The sequence below is a fragment of the Hymenobacter sublimis genome (assembly GCF_023101345.1).
GTDB classification, from domain to species: domain Bacteria; phylum Bacteroidota; class Bacteroidia; order Cytophagales; family Hymenobacteraceae; genus Hymenobacter; species Hymenobacter sublimis.
Window position 1 is genome coordinate 133,292 of record NZ_CP095848.1, and the last position, 20,698, is coordinate 153,989.

Genomic DNA, 20,698 nt, shown 5'->3' on the forward strand with positions numbered 1-20,698 from the left:
ACTTCATCTTATTTTACCATATGAACAAGATGTTTTCGTGGGTAGCGGCCGTCGCACTCCTGTTAGTGGGGGGCTTGCCCCAAACAGTACTAGCCCAGAAATTCGGCTACGTCGATTCCGAGTTTATCATGGGTAAGATGCCGGCGTATGCGCAGGCTCAGCAGGAACTCAATACCCTTTCCGGCAATTGGCAGAAGGATATCGAGACGCAAAAAAAGGACTTGGATAAGCTTTATCGGAATTATCAGGCCGAAGAAGTCGTTCTAACTGAGCCGATGAAGAAGAAGCGTCAGGACGAGATTTTGAAGAAGGAGCAGGATATTAAGGCTTACTCCAACAAAATATTCGGTTTTGAAGGGCAGCTTTTTAAGAAGCGGCAAGAGCTTACCAAGCCGGTACAGGATCAGGTATTTGAGGCCATTGAGAAGGTAGCGAAGAAGAAACAACTCGCTATTGTTTTCGATAAATCTGGTGACCTGACTATGCTCTACACTAACCCGGTGCACGATTACACGGAGTTTGTAATGGAAGAACTGGGCCTGGCCTCGGAGGAGCGCAACCAGCCCGGCCAGAAAGGCGCCGTACGGTCGGTGACTACTCCGCAGGCTCCGGCGGGTGATGCGGTGGTAGAAGACGAACCTGCTGCTACCCGGCCTAAACAGCCGACTCGTACTACCACGCGGCCGGCAACCCGAAAAAATTAACTTTGCGCATCTAACTCTCTGACACTTCTCTTTTTGATGACCACCATGAACAAATTCCGCGTTGCACTGGCTGCTGCCGCCCTTACCTTCACTACGGCTACGGCTTCGATGGCACAGACGGCCGCACCGCTGAAGATCGGGTATACTAGCGTTCAGTACGTACTGAGCCAGATGCCTGAGAGCAAGCAGATTGAATCCCAGTTGAAGGACTACAGCACGCAGCTCAAAAGCCAGCTGGATGCAAAAAGCACGGAGTTCCGCACTAAGGTAGAAGCCTACCAGAAAGGTGGCGCTACTATGACGGACGTAGTTAAGGCTGATAAAGAAAAAGAACTCCAGAACCTGCAGCAGTCGATTCAGGAGTTCCAGCAGAATGCAGAAGTATCGCTGCAGCAAAAGCAGCAGACGCTGTTAAAGCCCGCTCTGGACAAACTGCAGAAAAATATTGATGCCGTGGCCGATGAGAACGGCTATACCTACATTCTGAACTCTGATGGTGACAGCCCTTTGCTGTTGCACGGCCCGAAGGATGGTGACGTATCAGACCTGATTCTGAAGAAAATGGGCATCACCCCGGGCGCTGCTGCGGCCGCTCCTAAAGTAGCTACGCCGGCAGCAGCCTCTACGCAAGCTGCTGCCCCTACGGCTACCAAGACGAAAACCAAGACAAAGAAGTAAGGTGTAATAAGCTCAAACTTCATGCGCTTACCAACAACACCGCCGGAGCTCCTGCTTCGGCGGTGTTGTTATATGGATGCCTACCCTAAGTCTAGAGCAGTAAGCAATAGCCTTTAAATTCATTGCTTTTATAATGCAGGAGCCGGAAGAAGAATTTATTGAGAGCAGCCTCGGCAACCCACCTGTGGACGCAGGGGAACTGGCTGAGGAGGATGACGAAGGAGGGGATGAACTATACGAGCATCACCGCATCCGGGCCGACCGGCGGCAGGAACTGCTCCGGCTAGATAAGTTTCTGCTTAACCGCCTGCCTAGTACCTCCCGAACCCGCATTCAGAATGCCATCCGGGCGGAGGCGGTACAGGTGAATGACCGGCCCGTTAAATCTAACTACCGCGTTAAGCCACTCGATGTTATAACTATTACGCTGCCCGAGCCACCACGGGAGTTCAAGGTTCTGCCCGAACCTATGGACTTGGACATTCGCTACGAGGACGCCGAGTTGCTACTTGTAAATAAGCCGGCTGGGTTAGTCGTGCATCCGGCGTATGGCAACTGGAATGGCACCCTAGTGAATGGGCTAGCCTATCATCTGCAGAACCTGCCAACGGGCCGCAACGGAGAAATTCGCCCGGGCCTAGTACACCGGATTGATAAGGATACTTCGGGCTTACTAGTGGTAGGTAAAACCGAGTGGGCTATGACTCACCTTTCCAACCAATTTTTTCATCACACCATTGAGCGCACGTATCTGGCGCTAGTGTGGGGTGTACCCAAGGAGGCAGAAGGCACCATTCGAGGGCATATTGGGCGCAGCTTAAAAGACCGAAAGGTGCAAGCAGTATTCCCGGAAGGCGAGCATGGCAAGCACGCCGTGACGCATTATAAGGTGCTGCAGTCCTTCGACAGTAAAGTAGCTCTGCTCCAGTGCAACCTAGAAACTGGTCGTACGCATCAGATTCGGGCTCACATGAAGCACATCGGACATCCACTGTTTGGTGATGCTACCTATGGCGGAGATAAGATAGTGTATGGGCAGCGCACGGGCTCCTACAAGGCCTTTGCTGAAAAGATGCTGGCCCTCATGCCCCGGCAGGCGTTGCATGCTAAATCATTAGGTTTTGAGCATCCAGTCACCCACGAGCACTTGCATTTTGAAGCCGAGCTTCCCGCCGATTTTCACGAGCTATTAGCAAAATGGGAAGAATATGCCACTACAAAAAGCTAAGTCAAGCGCATAGCCAATACCTCGAAAAAGAAAAGGCTCCCTACCATCGGTAAGGAGCCTTTTCTTTTTTCCTCAAACGCTTACTACTTGCGCTTCACGGCGGGCTTAGCCGCCGTTTTGGGCTTGGTAATTTCGGCTATTGCCGTTTTAGCCTGCTGGTCGTTGGGGTCCAAAGCCAGGGCCTGCTGCCAGTAGGGCAAAGCGGTGGTCTTGTCGCCTTTCTGGTAGTAGTAATACCCCAGGTATTTGTTGGCTTCTAGCAGACCGCTCTTGTACTTGGCGGCGTCAGCCGAAGCACCGGCTACCTCGATGTATTTCTCGTAATAAGGCTTGGCAAGGCCCTGCTTCGAGTCTTTGTCGATGTTCGCGTTGGCGCGGGCACGCATCTGGTAGCCCGGAACATAGTTCGGACGCTCAGCTACTACTAGGCCGTACAGACTGTCAGCTTGCGCATATTGGCTGTTCAGCTCGTAAGCCCGGCCCAGGTATACTTTGTCGGTTAGTTCACCACCCTTGGTAGCTGCCATCCGCGCCTTGAGCGTAGAAATGGCATTGGGGTAGTCTTTCGCCGCCATATAAGCCTGAGCCAGCTCATTCTGCAGATCAGCGGCTTTCTTCGGATCAGCATCAATAGCCTTCTTAATGATGGCTGCGCCTTCCGTGGTCTTGCCACCTTTAATCAGCATCTTACCGTAGTACACGTTGTCCTCGGTAATCACTTTGTTGCCAGCGCTAGCAAGCTGCATGTATTTCTGCATAGCAGCCAAAGCCTCATCGTTCTTGCCGGTTTCGTACAGAGAGTAAGCCCGCAGACGGTTCATGGTGAGGTTGTTCGGGTCTTTAGCCAGAACCTTATCTACCTCCACCAGTGCCTCAGGATACTTCTTGGTCAGGTACAGGAACGAAGCATATTTCGCATCCGTATCCGACGACTTCTCCGCCAGCGAAGAATACTTCTGGAACTGGGCCAGAGCATCATCGTAACGGCCAGCGAAATAGTACGTCTCGGCTAAGGCATTGTAAGCCGGTGCGTAGTTCGGGTCGAGGCTGATAGCTTTGTCGAAGTTCGTTTTGGCTTCGTTGTAAGTACGGGCCCGCATGTTCAGCTGACCTTTACGCACGTAAGCCTTCACATTGTTCGGGTCGGCCAAGGTAGCACGCTCGTAGCTGTTCATGGCCTCGCCACCGCCCTGCTCCGTTTTCAGGTACAAGTCGCCGCGGGCAATCATCAGCGCTGGGTCGTCCTTACCTTTGCCGAGCTTTTCGCCAGCACTAACGTAGGTAAGGGCCTTGGTAACGTCTTTTACGTTGGATTCGGCGTAAGCCTGAGCAATCATCGTGTATACCTTCGGGTCTTTGCCCTTCGAGGATTTCACGGCATTGTCAAACTGAATCTCAGCTTCGGCCGTTTTTCCTTGAGCTAACGCGGCACGGCCGGCAGCTATCTGGGTCATGGCATCCTTCGGGTTCAGAGCAATGCGGTTGAAATAGTATGCCGCTGAATCGGGCATATCGCGCAGTTGATACAAACGGCCAAGTTCGAACGACGTCTCATTCGATTGGCCTTGCCGCAGCAAAGCGGCGCGGGCTTCGCTGTAACGCTCCAGCTCAATGGCTTTTTGGGCGCCCGAAGATTGGGCAAGGGCAGCAGAACCCGAAACAGACAAAGCAGCGAGGAGCGTAAGCTTCCAGGGCTTGAGATTCATGAGCAAAAGGTTTAGTGAAAATGCGGTGGAAAGGAGACAAGTAGGGCTACAGAGAGGGCTTAACATCCATCATCCGGATTTGTCCCTTGGCAGGCATCAATCCCGACTTTAGCATGATAAGTTGTCCTTTGTTACCTGCTGCAAAGGTTGCAAAACCGGTGCCAAGTCCGGTGCGCGCTTCGCGGCTAATAACGTACAGATTACGGCGCAGCGGGTACAGCTTCTGGGCTAAGTATGCTTGATAAGGCTGTACGTAGTCTGCTGAAGTAGAACCCGTGGCTTTGGGGCTTATACCAGCAACCCGTATCCGTTTTAAGAACTTCGGAACATTGGGGTCGTCCCGGTCACTGATCCAGTTAATACCAATTACCCCAATTGCATTCGGATGAGTTGCAACGTAATCGATGAGTGCTGGGTTCGATTTCGAGGCAAAAACACCTTTCGCCAGCGGTGCGCCGTTATTAACGGAATCCTGCACGTAACGAGCAGTGCTGGAGTTGTTGTTATCAAATACGGCCGTAATGGCACCTAGTTTGTTGCCTGGGCTGATCTGATTCCACTGAGCTAGTTGCCCGGTAAAAATACCTTTCAACTGAGCCGTAGTTAACAAACTGTCGCGGTTGCTCGGGTGCATGATGATGGCTACCCCGTCTACACCAATACGAACTGAAAAAGGCTCCAACTTAAGACGCTGTAAGGTAGCCTTTTCCTCCGCCGTGAGTTCTCTAGATACCACCGCCAACCGAATGCTGTCGGCCATAAATGCCCGCATTACGTCCAGTTCCGGCTGGTAAGCTGCATTGATGTGGGCGCTGGTATAGAGCTTTTGAAAAGTGTCCACTTGAGACTTTAGAATAGGCTCAAACGTCTCGTCAACCCCAATCCGAATAGATCCGCTCGTGGGTGTGTCAGTAGCTTGGGTACTAGTTGCGTCGTTGCCGCAGCTAGCCATTCCGATACTGGTGCACAAGGCCACTCCTAAAACCCAAAAGTTAGCGCGCGTCATTCTTATTCTTTTTGAAGTGTTGCTGGTAGGTGCGGACAAATCTAATAATTCCGTAAAATACAAAGACAGCCGCCAGCAGACGGCGTGGGGTATCTCCTAAGGTAAGTGTGCCCGCGGGAGCAAACCATAAATACAGCCCCAACCCTGCGTACACCATCGACATCAGCAAGGTGAAGTAGCGGACCCAGGATTGCTGTTTATGACTACCTATTCTTTCTTCAGTGGTGGGTAAGTCAAGCATGAGAAACTAAATCGGTGTGTAGTAGCCAAACGCTAAACAAAGTCTTATTTGTTCGTTTTGAAGTGAATGGCGCTGTAGTTGGTTGCAAAATTGGTGGCAAAAACGCCCAAAGGCGTTCGGTTTGTACGCAACCGAGCGACTTTGGGCGTCTAAATTTTAATCTAGATGCGAATATATAGCAAGAACCTACTTATTCGTATTTAAATGTAATGGGGAGGTTGTAACGGACTGGAACCGCTCGGTGGTTTTGGTAACCAGGTTTCCAGGCCGGCATTTGCCGAATTACGCGGGAGGCTTCCTCATCTGTGCCGTAACCCAACCCTTTCAACACCGACACATCCGTGATGCTACCATCGGAGTTAACTGTGAACGACATATACACCTTACCTTCTATGCCGGCTCGCAGAGCCTGCGGAGGGTAACGAAGGTTGCGTTGAAAGTACTTGGCTAGTGCCGCATCGCCACCCATAAACTCCGGCATGTTCTCCACGTGTACGAATGGCTCCGTTATGGCCGGAGCCGCTGGTTGCGTAACTGTGTCGCTACCACCAATAACCCCGCCGGGTACGGTTGATATGTCATCACCTGCTGTTGCAACGGGTCCAGTAATAGCCGGACCATCCAGCGGCTTTACATCTGTATCAACAGGCGGTGTCTTCACTAAATCGTCGCGAACTACCCGGGTAGCCGTAGCGGGAGTTGGCGGACGCACGGTAATGGCTGCCCCCGCCGGAGGGGTAGTGATGGGTTTCTGTTGGAAGACGGGAGGAGGCAAAACAATATTGACTCTTTCATTAGGGATAGTCTCTGGAACCTCCGTGATGGCAGGCCACAGCCGCTGAACTAGCAATGGTATGGCAATGAGCAAAGCAGCTAAAGCAGTAGCAATAACAATAGCGGTAGTTACGTGCCGACCGTAGGCTTTTCGCAAGACATAAGCGCCATAGGCCTTGTTGCGCCCTTCAAAGACTATGTCATCAAGGGATGGGAGGGAGGTGTGCGCGGCTGTGGTCATGGGATATATAATTAAGTGAACAATGGGCTAATACATACCTAAACTATTCAAGCCAATACTTACCACTATATCTAACGCTACCTCCTGGCTTTCACTGTATTCAACGTTGCTAAACAGCGTGTTATTATGCGTGCCGACTATATATTTTTATATGGATACGAATGCAAATAAAAAACCCGAATCTGACCGGAGTCTGATTCGGGTTTTATGTTCTAGCTAGGCCAGTAACAGATCAGTTTATTTGATGGCGAAGGTTACAGGAACCGTGTAGTACACGGACACTGCCCGGCCATTCTGCTTACCAGGAGTAAAGCGCGGCAAGTTTTTGATAACTCGGAGCGACTCTTCGTCGCAACCAGCACCAATACCTTTTTGCACTTCGGCATTCGTAACAGCTCCGTCAGGGCCTACTACGAACTTAATGAAAACGCGACCTTCAACCTGATTGCGCAATGCCATTGCCGGATACTTGATGTTCTTGGCAATGTATTGCAGCAACGCTTCTTGTCCGCCAGGGAAAACCGGCATCTGTTCTACGTAAGTATAAGGCTTGGTTTCCACTACCTCCTCCACCGCTTTCGTGCCTTCACCGGGTTCTAAACCAGCCAAGTCAGCTGGATTATCGGTGTTGCCTTTCACGGTTTCGTTAGCTACTACCTTATCCTTGAGCTCCTCCTGATCTGGAATTTCTTCCTGTTTCTGTACTTCCTCGTCTTTCTTAACAACGGGGGGTACGAATTTAATCGTGGAGAGCTTTGGTGGTGGTGGTGGCGGCGCGTCTGGTGGCGGCGGCGGTGGTGGTGGGGGCTTAGTCGCATCCAGCGGCGGTGCCTCCAGTACGTTCACCTTCAGCATCTTCTCGTCTTCCACTACCTCATCTTTCTTCATCATGCGCGCCACCAAAGGGAAGGCAATCATGAGAGCGAAAAGGGCAACGGCAATGAGAACTGCTCGGGTTACGTGCTTTCCATACACCCGCCGGATTACGTAGGCTCCATAGGCCTTATTGCGCCCCTCGAAGACGATGTCATCGAGAGAGGCTTTGGCCAACTGCGAGTTGTCCATCATAATCCAGAAGTTTTAATCAGTTCCTGATCAGGCTTAGAGATGTCTACCAAGGCATACTTCTTGGTTTCCGTGATGTTCATCTCGTCAAGAATATCAACCATATTCTTGTAAGCCGATTTATCGTCTGGCTTGATCAGCACTACGAGCTGTGGGTTGCTTTTGTGCTGAAGCAACACCTTACGAATACCATCAGCACCATAGTTAGAAAGCTTCAACTCTGGCTTAGTAGTACCATCCAACAAACCATCGTAATAGTACAGTTTATTGTTCTCGCCTAATAGCAGAGTCAGAGCATTCGACGCCTTAATAGGCGGCTGCTCTTCACCTGGTTTGGGTTTCACCGGCATAGCAACCTCCATTACGGTGGGCTTGCTAAAGGTGGTTGTGAGCATGAAGAAGGTAAGCAACAGGAAGGCCAAGTCCACCATCGGGGTCATGTCGATTTTGGTCGACATTTTCTTGGCCCGTTTCTTACCTCCTTTACCGGAATCGGCTTGTTGTTGTATTTCTGCCATGTCTGTGCGGGTTAGTTACCAGCCACTGGTTTAGTTTCCAGGTCGGTAATCAGGTTGAACCGGTTAATGTTCTTATCCTGCATCAGCTTGATGACTCTTTTCACCGTCGGTACATCGGCATTGCCGTCGCCTTTGATAGCCACGTAGGAAGGCTTACCATAAGCTGACTTGCGGCTCAAGGCTTGGGCAGTTTGTACCCACTCGATGAACTGGTTGTTGACAGAGTCAGCAGGAATACCCTCCTGCTTCACCAACTTCCGCTGTTCACTGTCTAGGCTAAGCAGCGCAGGCAGTTTTTCGATGGGGGTGCCGAAGCTTGAAGCGACGCCTTTAAAGGCCTGAATCTGAGACGGAGTAAAGCTTACTCCGTACTTAGCTCCTACCTGCGTCAGCAAATCCGACTTGATAGCGTCATCATCTACTCCGAAGAATACGCGCTTGTCTTTGTCGACCGCAATCGTGATTACGTGCGACTCTGGCAAGCGAATTTCCGAGGTGGATGAGGGCGTATCTACCACCACTGCCTCTTCCGGGGCGAACTTGGTGGTGAGCATGAAGAAAGTCACCAGCAGGAAGGCCAAGTCCACCATCGGGGTCATATCCAGCGACGGTGACGTTCTATGGGGCTTTACTTTGGGCATTGCTGGTGTTGTTAGTTAGCGTAATTCAGAAACGAAGGGACCTATGCTTTAGTGCGTTGCCGCGCTAAAATTAAGCAGTGTGGTGTTCGGTTTCGCCGTGCTGAGCAGCAAAGGTCTGAATGATGCTGAAGCCAGCCTCGTCGATGCTGTAGGTCAGCTCGTCAATTTTGCTGGTGAAGAAGTTGTAGGCCACAATGGCAATTGCCGAGGTACCGATACCCAGAGCCGTGTTGATCAAAGCTTCCGAGATACCGTTAGCCAGACCTACTGCGTCAGGAGCACCACCTTGGGCCAGTGCCGAGAAGGCTTTGATCATACCGAATACCGTACCCAGCAGACCTACCAGCGTGGCGATAGAAGCCAGCGTGGACAGAATAACTAGGTTTTTCTCCAGCATGGGCAGTTCCAGAGCCGTCGACTCCTCGATTTCTTTCTGGATAGCCAAGATCTTCTGGTCTTTCTCCAGGTTACGCTCGCGGGCCATTTCCTGGTATTTGCCCAGGCCAGCCTTTACCACGTTAGCTACCGAACCTTTCTGCTGGTCGCAGGCGGCAATAGCACCGGTGATGTCGTTTACGTTCAGCTTCTGGCGGATAGTGCGCACGAATGATTCGATGCTCTTGCTGCCTTTGGCGCGGCTGATAGTAAGTGCCCGCTCAATCGAGAAGATGATTACGCACAGGAACATCGTCATCAGTAGCGGTACGATAGGACCACCTTTGTACACTACACCGAAGTAGTCACCACCAATGGGGTTATTCTCGTTGTTACCACCTTGGAAGTGGCTGGCATCACCTAGGACGAATTTGTAGATGATCACGCTTACAATAAACGCCAATACGATGGCGAGAATGGCAAACAGGGACGAACCACCGCCCTTAGCTTCGCCTTTCGGCGCTGCAGCAGCGGCGGGCCGAGCCGCGGGCTTGTTCATGGCATTCTTTTGTTCCATTGTTCCGGAGAATTAGGGGGTTGTTGGTGAAAGGTTGAAGTACGAGTAAAAAAGTGGAAATAAGTGACTAGCCTATAGACGGGGAAACCCCGCTCACCCGCACGCATAACTTTGAAAAGTCTGGATAGCGTGGGTCTGCTCGTGTGCGGGGCGTGGTTCGAAAATAGATCTAGCCTTGGCAAACCTAATTAAAAACCTGTGTGTCGCCAAATGAAAAATGGGTTTAAACGCTTTAAAACAATGCGTGCCTCCAAAAAAGGCTATTCCGAGCGTGGGGTTTTAGACGTAGCGTCGGGTCGGTTTTTGGCTTCTTCCCAATAGCTATCCATCTGAGCGAGCGTAAGGTCGCGGAGCTGATGACCGTCTTGAGCCGCAGCAGTTTCTAGGTACTGAAAGCGGGTAATGAACTTGCGGTTAGTGCGTTCGAGCGCCTCTTCGGGGTTGATCCCGGCGTGGCGGGCGAAATTGATGAGGGAGAATAATAAGTCGCCAAATTCAGCGGCGGCTCGCTCTTGGCTGGCTTGAGTAGGTTCGGGGGTAGCAAATTCTGCTTGGAATTCCTGTAGTTCTTCCTGTACCTTTTCCCATACTTGCTCGGGACGTTCCCAGTCGAAACCAGCGCCTCTGGCTTTTTCCTGGATGCGCATGGCTTTTACCAAGGCTGGTAATGAGGTAGGTACGCCACCTAGCACCGAGGAGTTCCCTTTTTCTTGCAGTTTCAACTGTTCCCAGTTACGCTTAACCTCCTCCTCACTGTCTGCTTTGGCGGTGCCGTAGATGTGAGGATGGCGGAAAATAAGCTTTTCACACTGGGCATTCAGCACGTCAGCAATATCAAAAGCGCCTTGTTCGCTGGCGATTTTAGCGTAGAAAGTTAGGTGCAGCAGTACGTCACCTAGTTCCTTCTTTAAGTCAGCTAAGTCACCCCGGATGATGGCGTCGCTGAGTTCGTAAGTTTCTTCAATGGTGAGGTGGCGCAAGCTTTCCAGGGTTTGCTTTTTATCCCATGGGCACTCAGCTCTGAGGCGGTCTAGTACATCGAGCAGGCGACCAAAAGCCTCTAGCTGGGCTGGGCGGCGGGCGGCAATAGTATCTTCCATTAGGTCAAATATACAATGAGACGAGTCATCAATTGTGGGTACACGGATGGCTGCTAGCTTCTGATTACCCGCCAGACTAATTTCCACGTAGGGAAAGCAGGGGCGGTTGCCTACTTTTGCCCTTTCTTCCTTCTGATTACAGAGTATTTCAACATACGGACAGCACAGTGGCACTGATTAAATCGATTTCGGGCATACGAGGAACCATTGGAGGGGCAGCCGGAAACGGTCTGACTCCTATCGATGTGGTTAAATACGCCGCTGCCTTTGGCACGTGGGTATTAGAAAAAACGCAGAATAACACCATCGTTATTGGTCGCGACGCCCGCTTATCGGGGGATATGGTGAGCCGGTTGGTATCGGCTACCCTCCAAGGACTTGGCATCAACGTAATTGACTTGGGGCTAAGTACTACGCCAACTGTAGAAATGGCTGTACCCGCGAAAAATGCGGGGGGCGGTATTATTCTGACGGCTTCGCATAACCCCAAGCAGTGGAACGCGCTGAAGCTACTTAACGCAGCCGGCGAGTTTATTTCTGATGAGGACGGCAAACAGGTTTTGGCCCTCGGCGACGCTGAAGCGTTTGATTTCGCCCCCGTTACTAAGCTGGGCAAGTATACCACCGACGATACTTTTCTGCAGGAACACATTAACGCTATTCTGGCCCTGCCACTGGTAGACAAGCAAGCCATTAAAGCTAAGAACTTCCGGGTGGTCGTAGACGCCGTTAACTCCACGGGTGGGTTTGCGGTGCCTATGTTGCTCCAACAGCTGGGGGTAGAGGTAATTGAAAAGCTGTTCTGTGAACCCACCGGCGACTTTGCCCATAATCCGGAGCCGCTACCCGAGAACTTGCGCGACATTGCCCGGGTACTCGAAAAAGGTTCGTTTGACCTCGGCATTGTCGTGGATCCGGACGTCGACCGTCTGGCCCTAGTCAACGAAGACGGAACGATGTTTGGGGAGGAGTACACTCTAGTAGCTGTTGCCGACTACGTGCTGCAGCAAAGCGGGGGAGGCAACACTGTGAGTAACCTCAGCAGTACCCGTGCTCTGCGGGACGTCACTGAAAAACAAGGGGGTAGCTACGCGGCCGCTGCCGTAGGCGAAGTCAATGTAGTGAACAAGATGAAGGAAACCGGCGCCATTATTGGGGGCGAAGGCAACGGCGGCATCATTTACCCGGAACTGCATTACGGCCGCGACTCCTTAGTAGGCATTGCGCTTTTCCTAAGCCACTTGGCCAAAACGGGCATGACGATGACCCGCCTGCGAGCTTCCTATCCGAACTACTTTATTTCAAAGAACAAGATTGAGCTAACGCCGGAAATCAACACCGACGAGGTATTGGTGCGCATGGAAGAGCGCTACGCCAAGCAGCCCATCAACACAATTGACGGGGTCAAGATTGAGTTTGACAAAGAGTGGGTACACCTGCGCAAATCGAACACTGAACCGATTATCCGCATTTACGCCGAGTCGGATTCGAATGCTACCGCTGATCATTTAGCTAACAAAATCATCGGCGACATCAAAGAAATCATCAGCAAATAAGGACTGCTTGCCAGACCAACTCAGCAGCCTGCTCCAAGCCAAATTGCGGTTTGAAGCAGGCTGTTTCAGTTAGTAGTAAAAGTCAGGACAAGGTAGGCAACGTACAGAATTCCGGCTACCCCAACGGAATCTTGTATTTTTGCAGAGCCTTTCCTTTCTCCGTACTCACGATTACGCCTGTCTTACCCATGAACGTGTATTTCGATAATGCCGCCACCACGCCGCTAGACCCCGAAGTGCTGGATGCTATGCTGCCCTTCATGCGGGACCATTTTGGCAACCCGAGCAGCATACACGGGCACGGCCGACAGGTTCGGGCTGCCATCGAAAATGCCCGCAAGACAATTGCCCACCTGATCAATGCTGCCCCGGCCGAAATCGTGTTTACTTCCTGTGGTACGGAGGCCGACAACTACGCCGCTTTTGGCAGCGTGCGGACGCTGGGCCTCAAGCATGCCATTACTTCCCCGCTGGAGCATCATGCGGTATTGCATACCCTGCAGGCGCTACAGAAGGCCGGCGACATTCAACTGAGCTATGTGCGCCACGACACGCAAGGACGCTTTGATTTGGCGCACCTGGAAGAACTGCTGGCTACCCAGCCGCGCACTTTTGTGAGTTTGATGCACGCCAATAATGAAATTGGCAACCTCAATGACATTGTGGCTATTGGGGAGCTGTGCGCCCAGCACAATGCCGTGTTCCATACGGATACGGTACAGACGATGGGCCACTACCCCCACAACGTACAGCAACTTAAAGCGAATTTCCTGGTCGGGTCAGCGCATAAGTTTCACGGTCCGAAGGGCATTGGCTTCCTGTACCGCCGGTCGGGCCTGCTAGTAGATGCCCTAATCCATGGCGGCTCCCAGGAACGCAACCAGCGGGCGGGCACCGAAAATGTGTACGGTATTATTGGCCTAGCCAAAGCGCTGGAAATTGCTTACCGCGACATGGCCGCGCATCAGCGCCATATTCAGGGGCTGAAAGACCGGTTTATCAACAAGCTGCGGGCAGAAATTGAAGGGGTAGAATTTAACGGCACTTCTGCTGAGGCTGACCAGAGCTTGTACACCGTGCTGAGCGTGAGCTTGCCGCCGTCGGAGCTGAATGAGATGTTGCTGTTCAACCTCGATATCAACAAGGTGTCCGTGTCGGGAGGCTCCGCCTGTACCAGTGGTGCCAACGCCGGCTCCCACGTACTCAGCGCCCTTAACGTCGATCCGGACCGGGGCACCATCCGCTTCTCGATGAGCAAGTACAACACCACCGAAGAAGTAGATTATGCCGTAGAGCAACTCGCCAAAATGTATCGGCGGCAGCCCTTGAAAATCTGATTTCCAAGGTACCATCATCAATAGCAAAGGGGCCACTGTGATGCACAGTGGCCCCTTTGCTATTGATGACTTGTTACTCCAGTGACTCGCGGCGGTGAACTATCTTCTGTTTTATATAGAAGATCAGCAAACCCAGCACAATGACAAAGCCTACGTCAATGCCAAAGCGGGTGAGGCCTTCGAGGGCCAGATGAGACTGGCCAAGGGCAATACCGGAGCCTATCAAAGCCGCGGCAGGCATGAGAATGAGGGCAATTAGGGCGCCAGCAATAACACTCCGACGATAGGCGGCAATGATGACAATACCCGCCGCCGCCCCACAGGCAGACACTAGCAACTCTTTCAGGGAAGGGTTAGAGATGTTACGCACTTCCGGGTTATTTATCAGGGCCGATGCGGAGGTTTCCCCGGCCCCTACCAGCCAAAGCATGGTAAGCCCCGCCGTGAGTATGAACAGAGCATAGCCAATAAGCACGGACCTCATGCCTCTACCCACCACGTGCCACCGCCGCAGTACTACCCCCATTGGAATAGCCGCAATGGGTTCAAAGCCAGGTGAAATAATGCTGGCAGCAATAAAGGCTATTGCTTGCGGTACCGGGTCCGAGACGAGCCCCACGGCAGCCATAACACCGCCCAGGGCCATAAGAGCGGCATAGTTCGGGGTTGGTCGGCCCTGGTGGCGTAATCCGGCTTCTACTTCTTCCCAAATGGCCTCGTCCCGGTCGTTGAGCACCTGTTCCCCATGAACGGGGTCAATGATGCTGCTTAACTCGGCTGTTGATATGGATAGCTCTTCCGGGCTAGCCACCGCCGCCCGGACTTGGCGCAACACCTCATCGGCGCCACGATTGAGCACTTGTACCGTGATGATGTCACCAACGGGTTTGCGGGAGGCGCCAATTTGGACGCTTAAGCTAATAACATCCTCAATCTCAACTAGCTGTTTCGATAAGGATTCAGTAATGGCAGCAGGGACTGTAAGCGCAAGGTTCCGATGCATAAACGCTACGATAGTGAAATTAGCTATACGTAGAGGCGCCCTATTGGCTTACTGTTCCACAAAATTAGGCCCCAACAATAGCTCCGCAGGTGCGGGGACAGATGCAGTGGGTATCATATTGGAGCCTTGCTGCGTATGGAACCCCAAACCTGTTTACCTCCCTATGGCCGACATCAACATTCAGCGTAAAAAGTCCTCGCCTAGCCCCTGGCTACTCATCTTGCTGGTGCTGGCGGTAGTGGCCGTTGGCGCCTATTTCCTCCTGCGGGCCGATTCGGCAGCTCCCACCGCTCCGGCTCCCGTACCGGCAGAAGCAGGGGTGCCCGTGCCACCAGATAGTAGTACGGGTGCCGAAACGGGGCCGCATCCTTCCGGGACGGATGCCGTAGGAGATATGGCGGCGGAACCAGCTCCCGTGACGCTGGAGGTGCTGTCGTCTTATGCCCAGAGTGACGCTACCCAGCCGCAGTACGGTCGGGAGGGGCTACGGCTGCTTACGGCTTCTTTGGTTGATTTAGCTGACCGGGACGATTTTCGGGAGCCTGCCATTGCCACCCGGCGCGATGAGTTGACCAGCGCCACGGCCCGGTTGGGCGAAGCCGGCACCAGCCTACGGCCGGGGTATGTAGCGGCTACGGCATTGCTGCAGGCCATGCAGCAACAAGGCTACCCGGAGTTGGAGGCCGAAATGAATCAACTAACCAGCCAGGCTGCTAACCTTAGCGGTCGAACTGCTACGGCCCAAGATCAGGAGCAAACGCGCGCCTATCTTACCCGGGCGGCCAGTATGGTTAAAGCATTAAATCAGCCTCCTGCCCGTTAAGCAGGCTCATTTGTACTCTATATTCCTATGGAACCTACCATCGATTCTATTCCCTCCGCTCAAGGCCTGCACCTGCGTCGTCTCCGCGACTTGTCTGATTTTGAAGTAGCGGACGGCAACCCCGACGTGCGGGGTTGGGCAGTTCGTGGTGCTGACGGCCAGCAGTTTGGTCAGGTGCACGAGCTGATAGTAGACACGGATGCCCTTAAGGTGCGCTACCTGGATGTGGAGCTGGATGAAAGGCTGAACATCAACGAGCGAGACCGGCACATTCTCCTGCCCATTGGCGTGGCCGCCCTCGATGAGGAGGCCGACAATGTGTTCGTCCCCTCACTTACGGCCCGCTCGGTGCTGGAATACCCGCCCTACGTTGAAATTCAGATCAGCCGCCAGTACGAAGAAGCCATGCTCCGGGCCCTGAACCTGCCCTTGGCTCAAACTGCCACAACTGATTTTTATAGCCAGCCCGGCTATGATGACCACGCCTTCTACCAGCGTCGTCGGCTGGGGTAGAAGCCGCATAACGATAAATGCCACAGTGGCTGTCTCCTGCGGGGAGGCGGCCGCTGTGGCATTTATCGTTTAGTAGGAAGTAAACTAGTTCCGCCGAATCATGGAGGTTACGGCTTGCACCCATTCCGGATTGGAGTTGAGCGAAGGAACTAGCTGCCAGTGGCTACCGCCGGCCTCCTCAAACATCTCCTTAAACTCTTCGCCCACCTCAATGGTCGTTTCCAGACAATCGGCTACGAAGGCGGGAGAGAAGGCCAGCACATTTTTGATGCCTTTGGCCGGCATTTCTTTCAGTACTTCGTCAGTGTAAGGCTGCAGCCACGGGTCGCGGAGGCGGCTTTGCAGGCGGCTCTGGAAGGAGGTAGTGTACTGTTCAGGTGCAAGGCCAAGCGCCTGGGCCAGCTGCCGCGAGGTTTCAAAGCACTGGGCCCGGTAACAGTAGCGGTTGTTTTTATTGTAGTTGTTGCAGCAGTTGCCCAGCTTGCAGTAGCCCTTGTGGCTACCCTTTAGTACGTGTCGCTCCGGAATGCCGTGGTAGCTGAACACCACGTGGTCATAATCGCGCTTGGCCATTTCCGCCTTGCCCAGGGTGGCAAAGCTGCTGATAAAGCCGGGGTCATCGACGAAGGTGCTGATAAAGCTGATGCTGGGCACTACCCACCACTTGCTCACCAGCTCCATCACCTTTTCCTGCACCGAGCCCGTGCTGGCTGCCGCATACTGCGGAAACAAGGGCAGCACAATAATCCGCTCCACGGCCGCGTCGCGCAACTCCTGCAGGGCACTCTCGATGCTGGGATTCTGATAGCGCATGCCAAAGGCCACCAAGTACTCTTTGCCCAGTTGCTCCTGTACCAGCTTCTGCAAATCCAGGCCGTGATAGAGCAGGGGAGAGCCCCGCTCGGTCCAGAGCTGCTGATAAATCTTAGCTGACTTCGGGGCACGTAGCGGTACAATGAGCCCCTGAAACAACGGGTAGCGTACGGCGGCCGGCATGTCAATCACGCGGCCATCGGTCAGGAATTCATTAAGGTAGCGGCGCACGTCGCTGGTTTGGGGCGAGTCCGGCGTGCCAAGGTTGACGAGCAGGACGCCGATGCGGCCTTTGGATGAGGTGGGAGTGGAGGGCATAAAATACTAGTACGTGACGAGTCGTAAGAACACGTTGCGGTAAGTAGCTACCGGCTCGCGGCTGCAAAGGTCGCACAACGTTGCGCCAAGTAAAACTTCCTGGGCATGTTCTTGCTGTTCGGGCTACAGACAATCTTCCGGTAGCCGTTGTTTCAGGGGCCGGCGGCTGGGCGGGCTAAAAGTTGTACCTTTGCAGGCCAATTTTCAGATTCTGAAGTGAATACCGAACCAACTCCGCACCGCGCTGGCTTTGTGAGCATTATCGGCAAGCCCAACGTGGGTAAGTCCACGCTCATGAATGCCCTGATGGGTGAGCGGCTCAGCATCGTGACCAGCAAGGCCCAGACCACGCGCCACCGCATTCTGGGCATTCTGAACGGCGACGACTTTCAGCTGGTATATTCCGATACGCCCGGCATCATTCAGCCCAAGTACGAGCTGCATAATGCCATGATGTCGTTCGTGTATTCCTCTTTGGAAGATGCTGACGTGATTCTGTTCGTGACGGACATCTACGAAAAGCACGACGAGGAGCCGGTGGTGGAGCGCCTGCGCAAAATGCAGGATACCCCCATTCTGCTGCTGGTAAACAAAATCGACCAGGCCGACCAAGCCGAAGTGGAAGCCAAAGTAGAATACTGGCGCGGCCACCTACCCAACGCAGCCCGGGTGCTACCTATTTCTGCGCTGGAGAAATTTGGAACCGGAGAGCTACTGGACTTGGTTCTGGGCTACCTACCCGTGCACCCGCCTTACTACCCCAAAGATGAGCTGACGGATAAGCCCGAGCGGTTTTTCGCCGCTGAGATGATTCGGGAGAAAATCTTTAAGCTCTACAAAAAGGAAGTGCCTTACTCCTGCGAGGTAGCCATTGACGAGTTCAAGGAGGAGGAAGACATCATCCGGATGCGCTCCACGATTTACGTGGAACGAGCCAGCCAGAAGGGCATCATCATCGGCCAGCAAGGCACTGCCCTTAAAAAGGTAGGCACCTGGGCCCGCGAGGAAATGGAGAAGTTCTTTCAGAAAAAGGTCTTCCTCGAAATCCACGTCAAAGTCAATGAAAACTGGCGCACCGACCCCAAAGCCCTAAACCGGTTCGGGTATAGCCAATAGGGCAGGAGGGTATGAAGGTGGGAGGGTAGGAGTCGTACTGAATTTGCCTGCAACTCCTACCCTCCCACCTTCATACCCTCCTGCCCTAAAAAACTTCCGACTACTCTTCACTTAACTACTCCGGGCACTGCCGAAATTGGTCGGGCCGGCGGCTGGAGTCAGACAACATGAAAAATACTATTGCCATTGTGGGCCGCCCCAATGTGGGCAAATCCACACTGTTTAACCGCCTGGTAGGCCAGCGTAAAGCCATCATGGACAACGAGTCCGGCGTAACGCGCGACCGGCACTACGGCTATGGCGACTGGACCGGCAAGTACTACACCGTCATTGACACCGGTGGGTACGTGCACAACTCCGACGATATTTTCGAGGGCGAAATCAACAAGCAGGTAAAGCTGGCTATTGATGAGGCTGACGTGGTGCTGTTTATGGTGGATGTGGACGCCGGTTTGCACCACCTAGACGAAGAATTTGCCAACGTACTGCGCCGCTACCAGGGCAAGAAGCCCATTTACGTCGTCGCTAACAAGGCTGATACCAACACCCGCGCCCACGCCGCCGGCGAATTTTATTCCCTCGGCCTCGGCGACGGCGAAATCTATCCTATCAGTTCTCAAAGCGGCTCCGGCACCGGCGACTTGTTGGATGCCGTTATCAGCCACTTTGAGGAGGAAGGGGTAGAAGAGCCTGATGCTGGCGTACCCAAAATTGCCGTAGTAGGCCGTCCGAACGTGGGCAAGTCCTCGTTCGTAAACCTACTGCTCGGCACCGACCGTAGCATTGTTACGGATATTGCTGGCACCACCCGCGACTCTATTCAGGCCCGCTACAACGCCTTTGGCCACGAGTTTATTCTGGTGGATACGGCCGGGTTGCGCCGCAAAACCAAGGTGCACGAAGACGTGGAGTTCTACTCCGTACTTCGCTCCTTGCGGGCCCTGGAGGAGTCAGACGTGTGCATTGTAATTCTGGATGCTACCCGTGGCATTGAGGCCCAAGACCTGAACATCATTGGCCTGGCCGACAAAAACCGCAAGGGCATCGTGATTCTGGTCAATAAGTGGGACCTGATCGAGAACAAGGAAACAAACACGGCCAAGGAGTTCGAGGAGAAAATCCGGGAGAAGATTGCGCCCATCAGCTATCCGCCCATCATTTTTACCTCGGTGCTTACCAAGCAGCGCGTGCACAAAGCCATTGAAACGGCCGTGCAGGTGTACGAAAACAAGCGCCGTAAAATCCCAACTTCCGAGCTGAACGAGGTGATGCTCAAGGAGATTGAGAAGTACCCGCCACCCATTCAGAAGGGCAAGTTGGTGCGTATCAAGTACGCCACGCAGTTGCCGACTCACAATCCAGTATTCGCCTTTTTCTGCAACCTGCCGCAGTATGTAAAGGAGAGCTACACTCGCTACCTCGAAAACCGCCTGCGGGAGCATTTCGACTTTACAGGCGTGCCCATTGGTATCGTTTTCCGGAAGAAGTAAGATGAGCAGTAGCCTGGCAGCAGAAAAAAAGTAAAATGTTTTTCTACTGTCGGGTTACCTTCTGCTGAATCTGATATAAAGCCTCGATTTCCGGCTAGAAACTGCGAAGTCATTCCTCATTTGAATTTCAATTTCTCACGTACCCTTACCATGAAAAAAGTACTGTTCCTTGCTCTGGCTGCTGTTTCTTTCTCTTTCGCTTCTTGCGACAGCAAAACTGAAAACGCTGCTGAAGCTCAGGCTGAGCAAGTAGAAGAAGGTGGCGAAGCTAAGGCTGACGCTATGGAAAACGCTGGCAACGAAGCTGGTGCTGACTCTGTAGAAAACGCTACCGAAGCTCAGGCTGACGCCATCGAAAACGCTGCTGACTCGACCGACGCTAAGTAAGCTGACGCACCGACCGGTGCTAAGAGAAAAGGCCGCTCCTACCAGGGAGCGGCCTTTTTTTATTTTATGGGTGAAAGCAGGGAATAAGACGTGAAATAGGTACGTTGGCAACCGTATTTGTTACCAGCTTACTTGCGCTGGTGCGGCTTGGTCGTGCTTCAGAAAGCCTGGACACGCCTTGGCTTTATCTCTTCCATACTGCCGCCATCATGAAACAAGCACCTTATTTCGCCCTTGTTGCCGTTGCCTTATCGTTTACTGCCTGCGACGGCCAGAAGGAAGGTACTACGCAGCCCGTTGATACTACAGCGTCTTCGGGAGATGCGCAACTTGACGCCATGGAAGAGCGGGCAAATGCTGTTCGGGACTCTGCCGATGCTAGAGCCGCCGCCCTGGAAAGCCCAGCCGATTCGGTTCCAATAGAGTCAGCTGACTAGGCCCTCAACAAAAAAGTCGCTCCTTAAGGGCGGCTTCTTTGTTGAGCGTAC

The 20,698-nt window shown here is 53.0% G+C and carries 22 protein-coding genes and 1 pseudogene; 11 read left to right on the forward strand and 12 right to left on the reverse strand.

All coding sequences use genetic code 11. The features are described from left to right. The first annotated feature begins 20 nt into the window (after positions 1-20). The 3 genes from MWH26_RS00580 (at position 21) to MWH26_RS00590 (ending at position 2,610) form a co-directional block, all read left to right on the forward strand. Entirely contained in the window at positions 21-704 is a 684-nt protein-coding gene (locus tag MWH26_RS00580; protein WP_247975631.1) for an OmpH/Skp family outer membrane protein, read from the forward strand. 45 nt (positions 705-749) lie between these two features. Next, a complete protein-coding gene (locus MWH26_RS00585; RefSeq protein WP_244694621.1) occupies positions 750-1,382 on the forward strand; it encodes an OmpH/Skp family outer membrane protein in 633 nt (210 codons plus the stop codon). Positions 1,383-1,515: 133 nt separating this feature from the next. Beyond that, positions 1,516-2,610: an RluA family pseudouridine synthase gene (locus MWH26_RS00590; protein ID WP_247975632.1), complete on the forward strand. Its 1,095-nt coding sequence runs from the start codon at positions 1,516-1,518 to the stop codon at positions 2,608-2,610. Positions 2,611-2,693: 83 nt separating this feature from the next. Here MWH26_RS00590 and MWH26_RS00595 read toward each other — a convergent pair whose 3' ends face one another. The 10 genes and pseudogenes from MWH26_RS00595 to mazG form a co-directional block, all read right to left on the reverse strand. After that, complete coding sequence (locus MWH26_RS00595; protein WP_244694623.1) at positions 2,694-4,316, reverse strand: tetratricopeptide repeat protein; 1,623 nt, start codon at positions 4,314-4,316, stop codon at positions 2,694-2,696. A 46-nt stretch (positions 4,317-4,362) separates the two neighbouring features. Beyond that, entirely contained in the window at positions 4,363-5,322 is a 960-nt protein-coding gene (locus MWH26_RS00600) for a PstS family phosphate ABC transporter substrate-binding protein (protein WP_247977113.1), read from the reverse strand. Next, positions 5,309-5,563: a hypothetical protein gene (locus MWH26_RS00605; protein ID WP_244694624.1), complete on the reverse strand. Its 255-nt coding sequence runs from the start codon at positions 5,561-5,563 to the stop codon at positions 5,309-5,311. The genes MWH26_RS00600 and MWH26_RS00605 overlap by 14 nt, the downstream gene beginning before the upstream one ends. A gap of 190 nt (positions 5,564-5,753) precedes the next feature. Continuing rightward, positions 5,754-6,338 carry an energy transducer TonB gene (locus MWH26_RS00610; RefSeq protein ID WP_247975633.1) on the reverse strand — a complete coding sequence of 195 codons (585 nt, stop codon included), beginning with the start codon at positions 6,336-6,338 and terminating at the stop codon, positions 5,754-5,756. A gap of 126 nt (positions 6,339-6,464) precedes the next feature. Continuing rightward, positions 6,465-6,578 (reverse strand): annotated as a pseudogene (locus MWH26_RS20295) (hypothetical protein); the annotation flags it as partial. Between the two features lie 237 nt (positions 6,579-6,815). Continuing rightward, entirely contained in the window at positions 6,816-7,646 is an 831-nt protein-coding gene (locus tag MWH26_RS00615) for an energy transducer TonB (protein WP_229728709.1), read from the reverse strand. Beyond that, positions 7,643-8,161, reverse strand: a complete 519-nt coding sequence (locus MWH26_RS00620; RefSeq protein ID WP_188558004.1) for an ExbD/TolR family protein — start codon at positions 8,159-8,161, stop codon at positions 7,643-7,645. The genes MWH26_RS00615 and MWH26_RS00620 overlap by 4 nt, the downstream gene beginning before the upstream one ends. 11 nt (positions 8,162-8,172) lie before the next feature. Continuing rightward, entirely contained in the window at positions 8,173-8,802 is a 630-nt protein-coding gene (locus tag MWH26_RS00625) for an ExbD/TolR family protein (RefSeq protein ID WP_188558005.1), read from the reverse strand. A 70-nt stretch (positions 8,803-8,872) separates the two neighbouring features. Next, positions 8,873-9,736, reverse strand: coding sequence for a MotA/TolQ/ExbB proton channel family protein (locus tag MWH26_RS00630; RefSeq protein ID WP_188558102.1), 864 nt, complete (start codon positions 9,734-9,736; stop codon positions 8,873-8,875). A gap of 278 nt (positions 9,737-10,014) precedes the next feature. Next, positions 10,015-10,854 carry a nucleoside triphosphate pyrophosphohydrolase gene (gene mazG / locus MWH26_RS00635; RefSeq protein ID WP_247977114.1) on the reverse strand — a complete coding sequence of 280 codons (840 nt, stop codon included), beginning with the start codon at positions 10,852-10,854 and terminating at the stop codon, positions 10,015-10,017. 167 nt (positions 10,855-11,021) lie between these two features. Between mazG and glmM the strand changes: the two genes are divergently transcribed. Continuing rightward, complete coding sequence (gene glmM / locus MWH26_RS00640; RefSeq protein WP_247975634.1) at positions 11,022-12,410, forward strand: phosphoglucosamine mutase; 1,389 nt, start codon at positions 11,022-11,024, stop codon at positions 12,408-12,410. Between the two features lie 188 nt (positions 12,411-12,598). Further along, entirely contained in the window at positions 12,599-13,747 is a 1,149-nt protein-coding gene (locus MWH26_RS00645; protein WP_247975635.1) for a cysteine desulfurase family protein, read from the forward strand. A 73-nt stretch (positions 13,748-13,820) separates the two neighbouring features. Here the strand turns inward: MWH26_RS00645 and MWH26_RS00650 are convergent, their stop codons facing one another. Next, a complete protein-coding gene (locus MWH26_RS00650; protein ID WP_244694628.1) occupies positions 13,821-14,750 on the reverse strand; it encodes a TIGR00271 membrane domain-containing protein in 930 nt (309 codons plus the stop codon). A 163-nt stretch (positions 14,751-14,913) separates the two neighbouring features. On the opposite strand from MWH26_RS00650, the gene MWH26_RS00655 reads away from it, so the two are divergent. Next, positions 14,914-15,573 (forward strand): hypothetical protein, encoded by a 660-nt coding sequence (locus MWH26_RS00655; protein WP_247975636.1) that lies wholly within the window; start codon positions 14,914-14,916, stop codon positions 15,571-15,573. A gap of 27 nt (positions 15,574-15,600) precedes the next feature. Further along, positions 15,601-16,086: a PRC-barrel domain-containing protein gene (locus MWH26_RS00660; protein WP_244694631.1), complete on the forward strand. Its 486-nt coding sequence runs from the start codon at positions 15,601-15,603 to the stop codon at positions 16,084-16,086. Between the two features lie 84 nt (positions 16,087-16,170). Here MWH26_RS00660 and hemH read toward each other — a convergent pair whose 3' ends face one another. Next, positions 16,171-17,217: a ferrochelatase gene (hemH, locus tag MWH26_RS00665; protein WP_247975637.1), complete on the reverse strand. Its 1,047-nt coding sequence runs from the start codon at positions 17,215-17,217 to the stop codon at positions 16,171-16,173. A gap of 216 nt (positions 17,218-17,433) precedes the next feature. Between hemH and era the strand changes: the two genes are divergently transcribed. The 4 genes from era to MWH26_RS00685 all read left to right on the forward strand — a co-directional run bounded on the left by era (position 17,434) and on the right by MWH26_RS00685 (position 20,647). After that, positions 17,434-18,333, forward strand: coding sequence for a GTPase Era (gene era, locus MWH26_RS00670; RefSeq protein ID WP_244694635.1), 900 nt, complete (start codon positions 17,434-17,436; stop codon positions 18,331-18,333). 167 nt (positions 18,334-18,500) lie between these two features. Then, entirely contained in the window at positions 18,501-19,823 is a 1,323-nt protein-coding gene (gene der / locus MWH26_RS00675; protein WP_188558014.1) for a ribosome biogenesis GTPase Der, read from the forward strand. Between the two features lie 150 nt (positions 19,824-19,973). Then, positions 19,974-20,210 carry a hypothetical protein gene (locus tag MWH26_RS00680; RefSeq protein ID WP_188558015.1) on the forward strand — a complete coding sequence of 79 codons (237 nt, stop codon included), beginning with the start codon at positions 19,974-19,976 and terminating at the stop codon, positions 20,208-20,210. A gap of 209 nt (positions 20,211-20,419) precedes the next feature. Then, positions 20,420-20,647 carry a hypothetical protein gene (locus MWH26_RS00685; RefSeq protein ID WP_247975638.1) on the forward strand — a complete coding sequence of 76 codons (228 nt, stop codon included), beginning with the start codon at positions 20,420-20,422 and terminating at the stop codon, positions 20,645-20,647. The last annotated feature ends 51 nt before the right edge of the window (positions 20,648-20,698 follow it).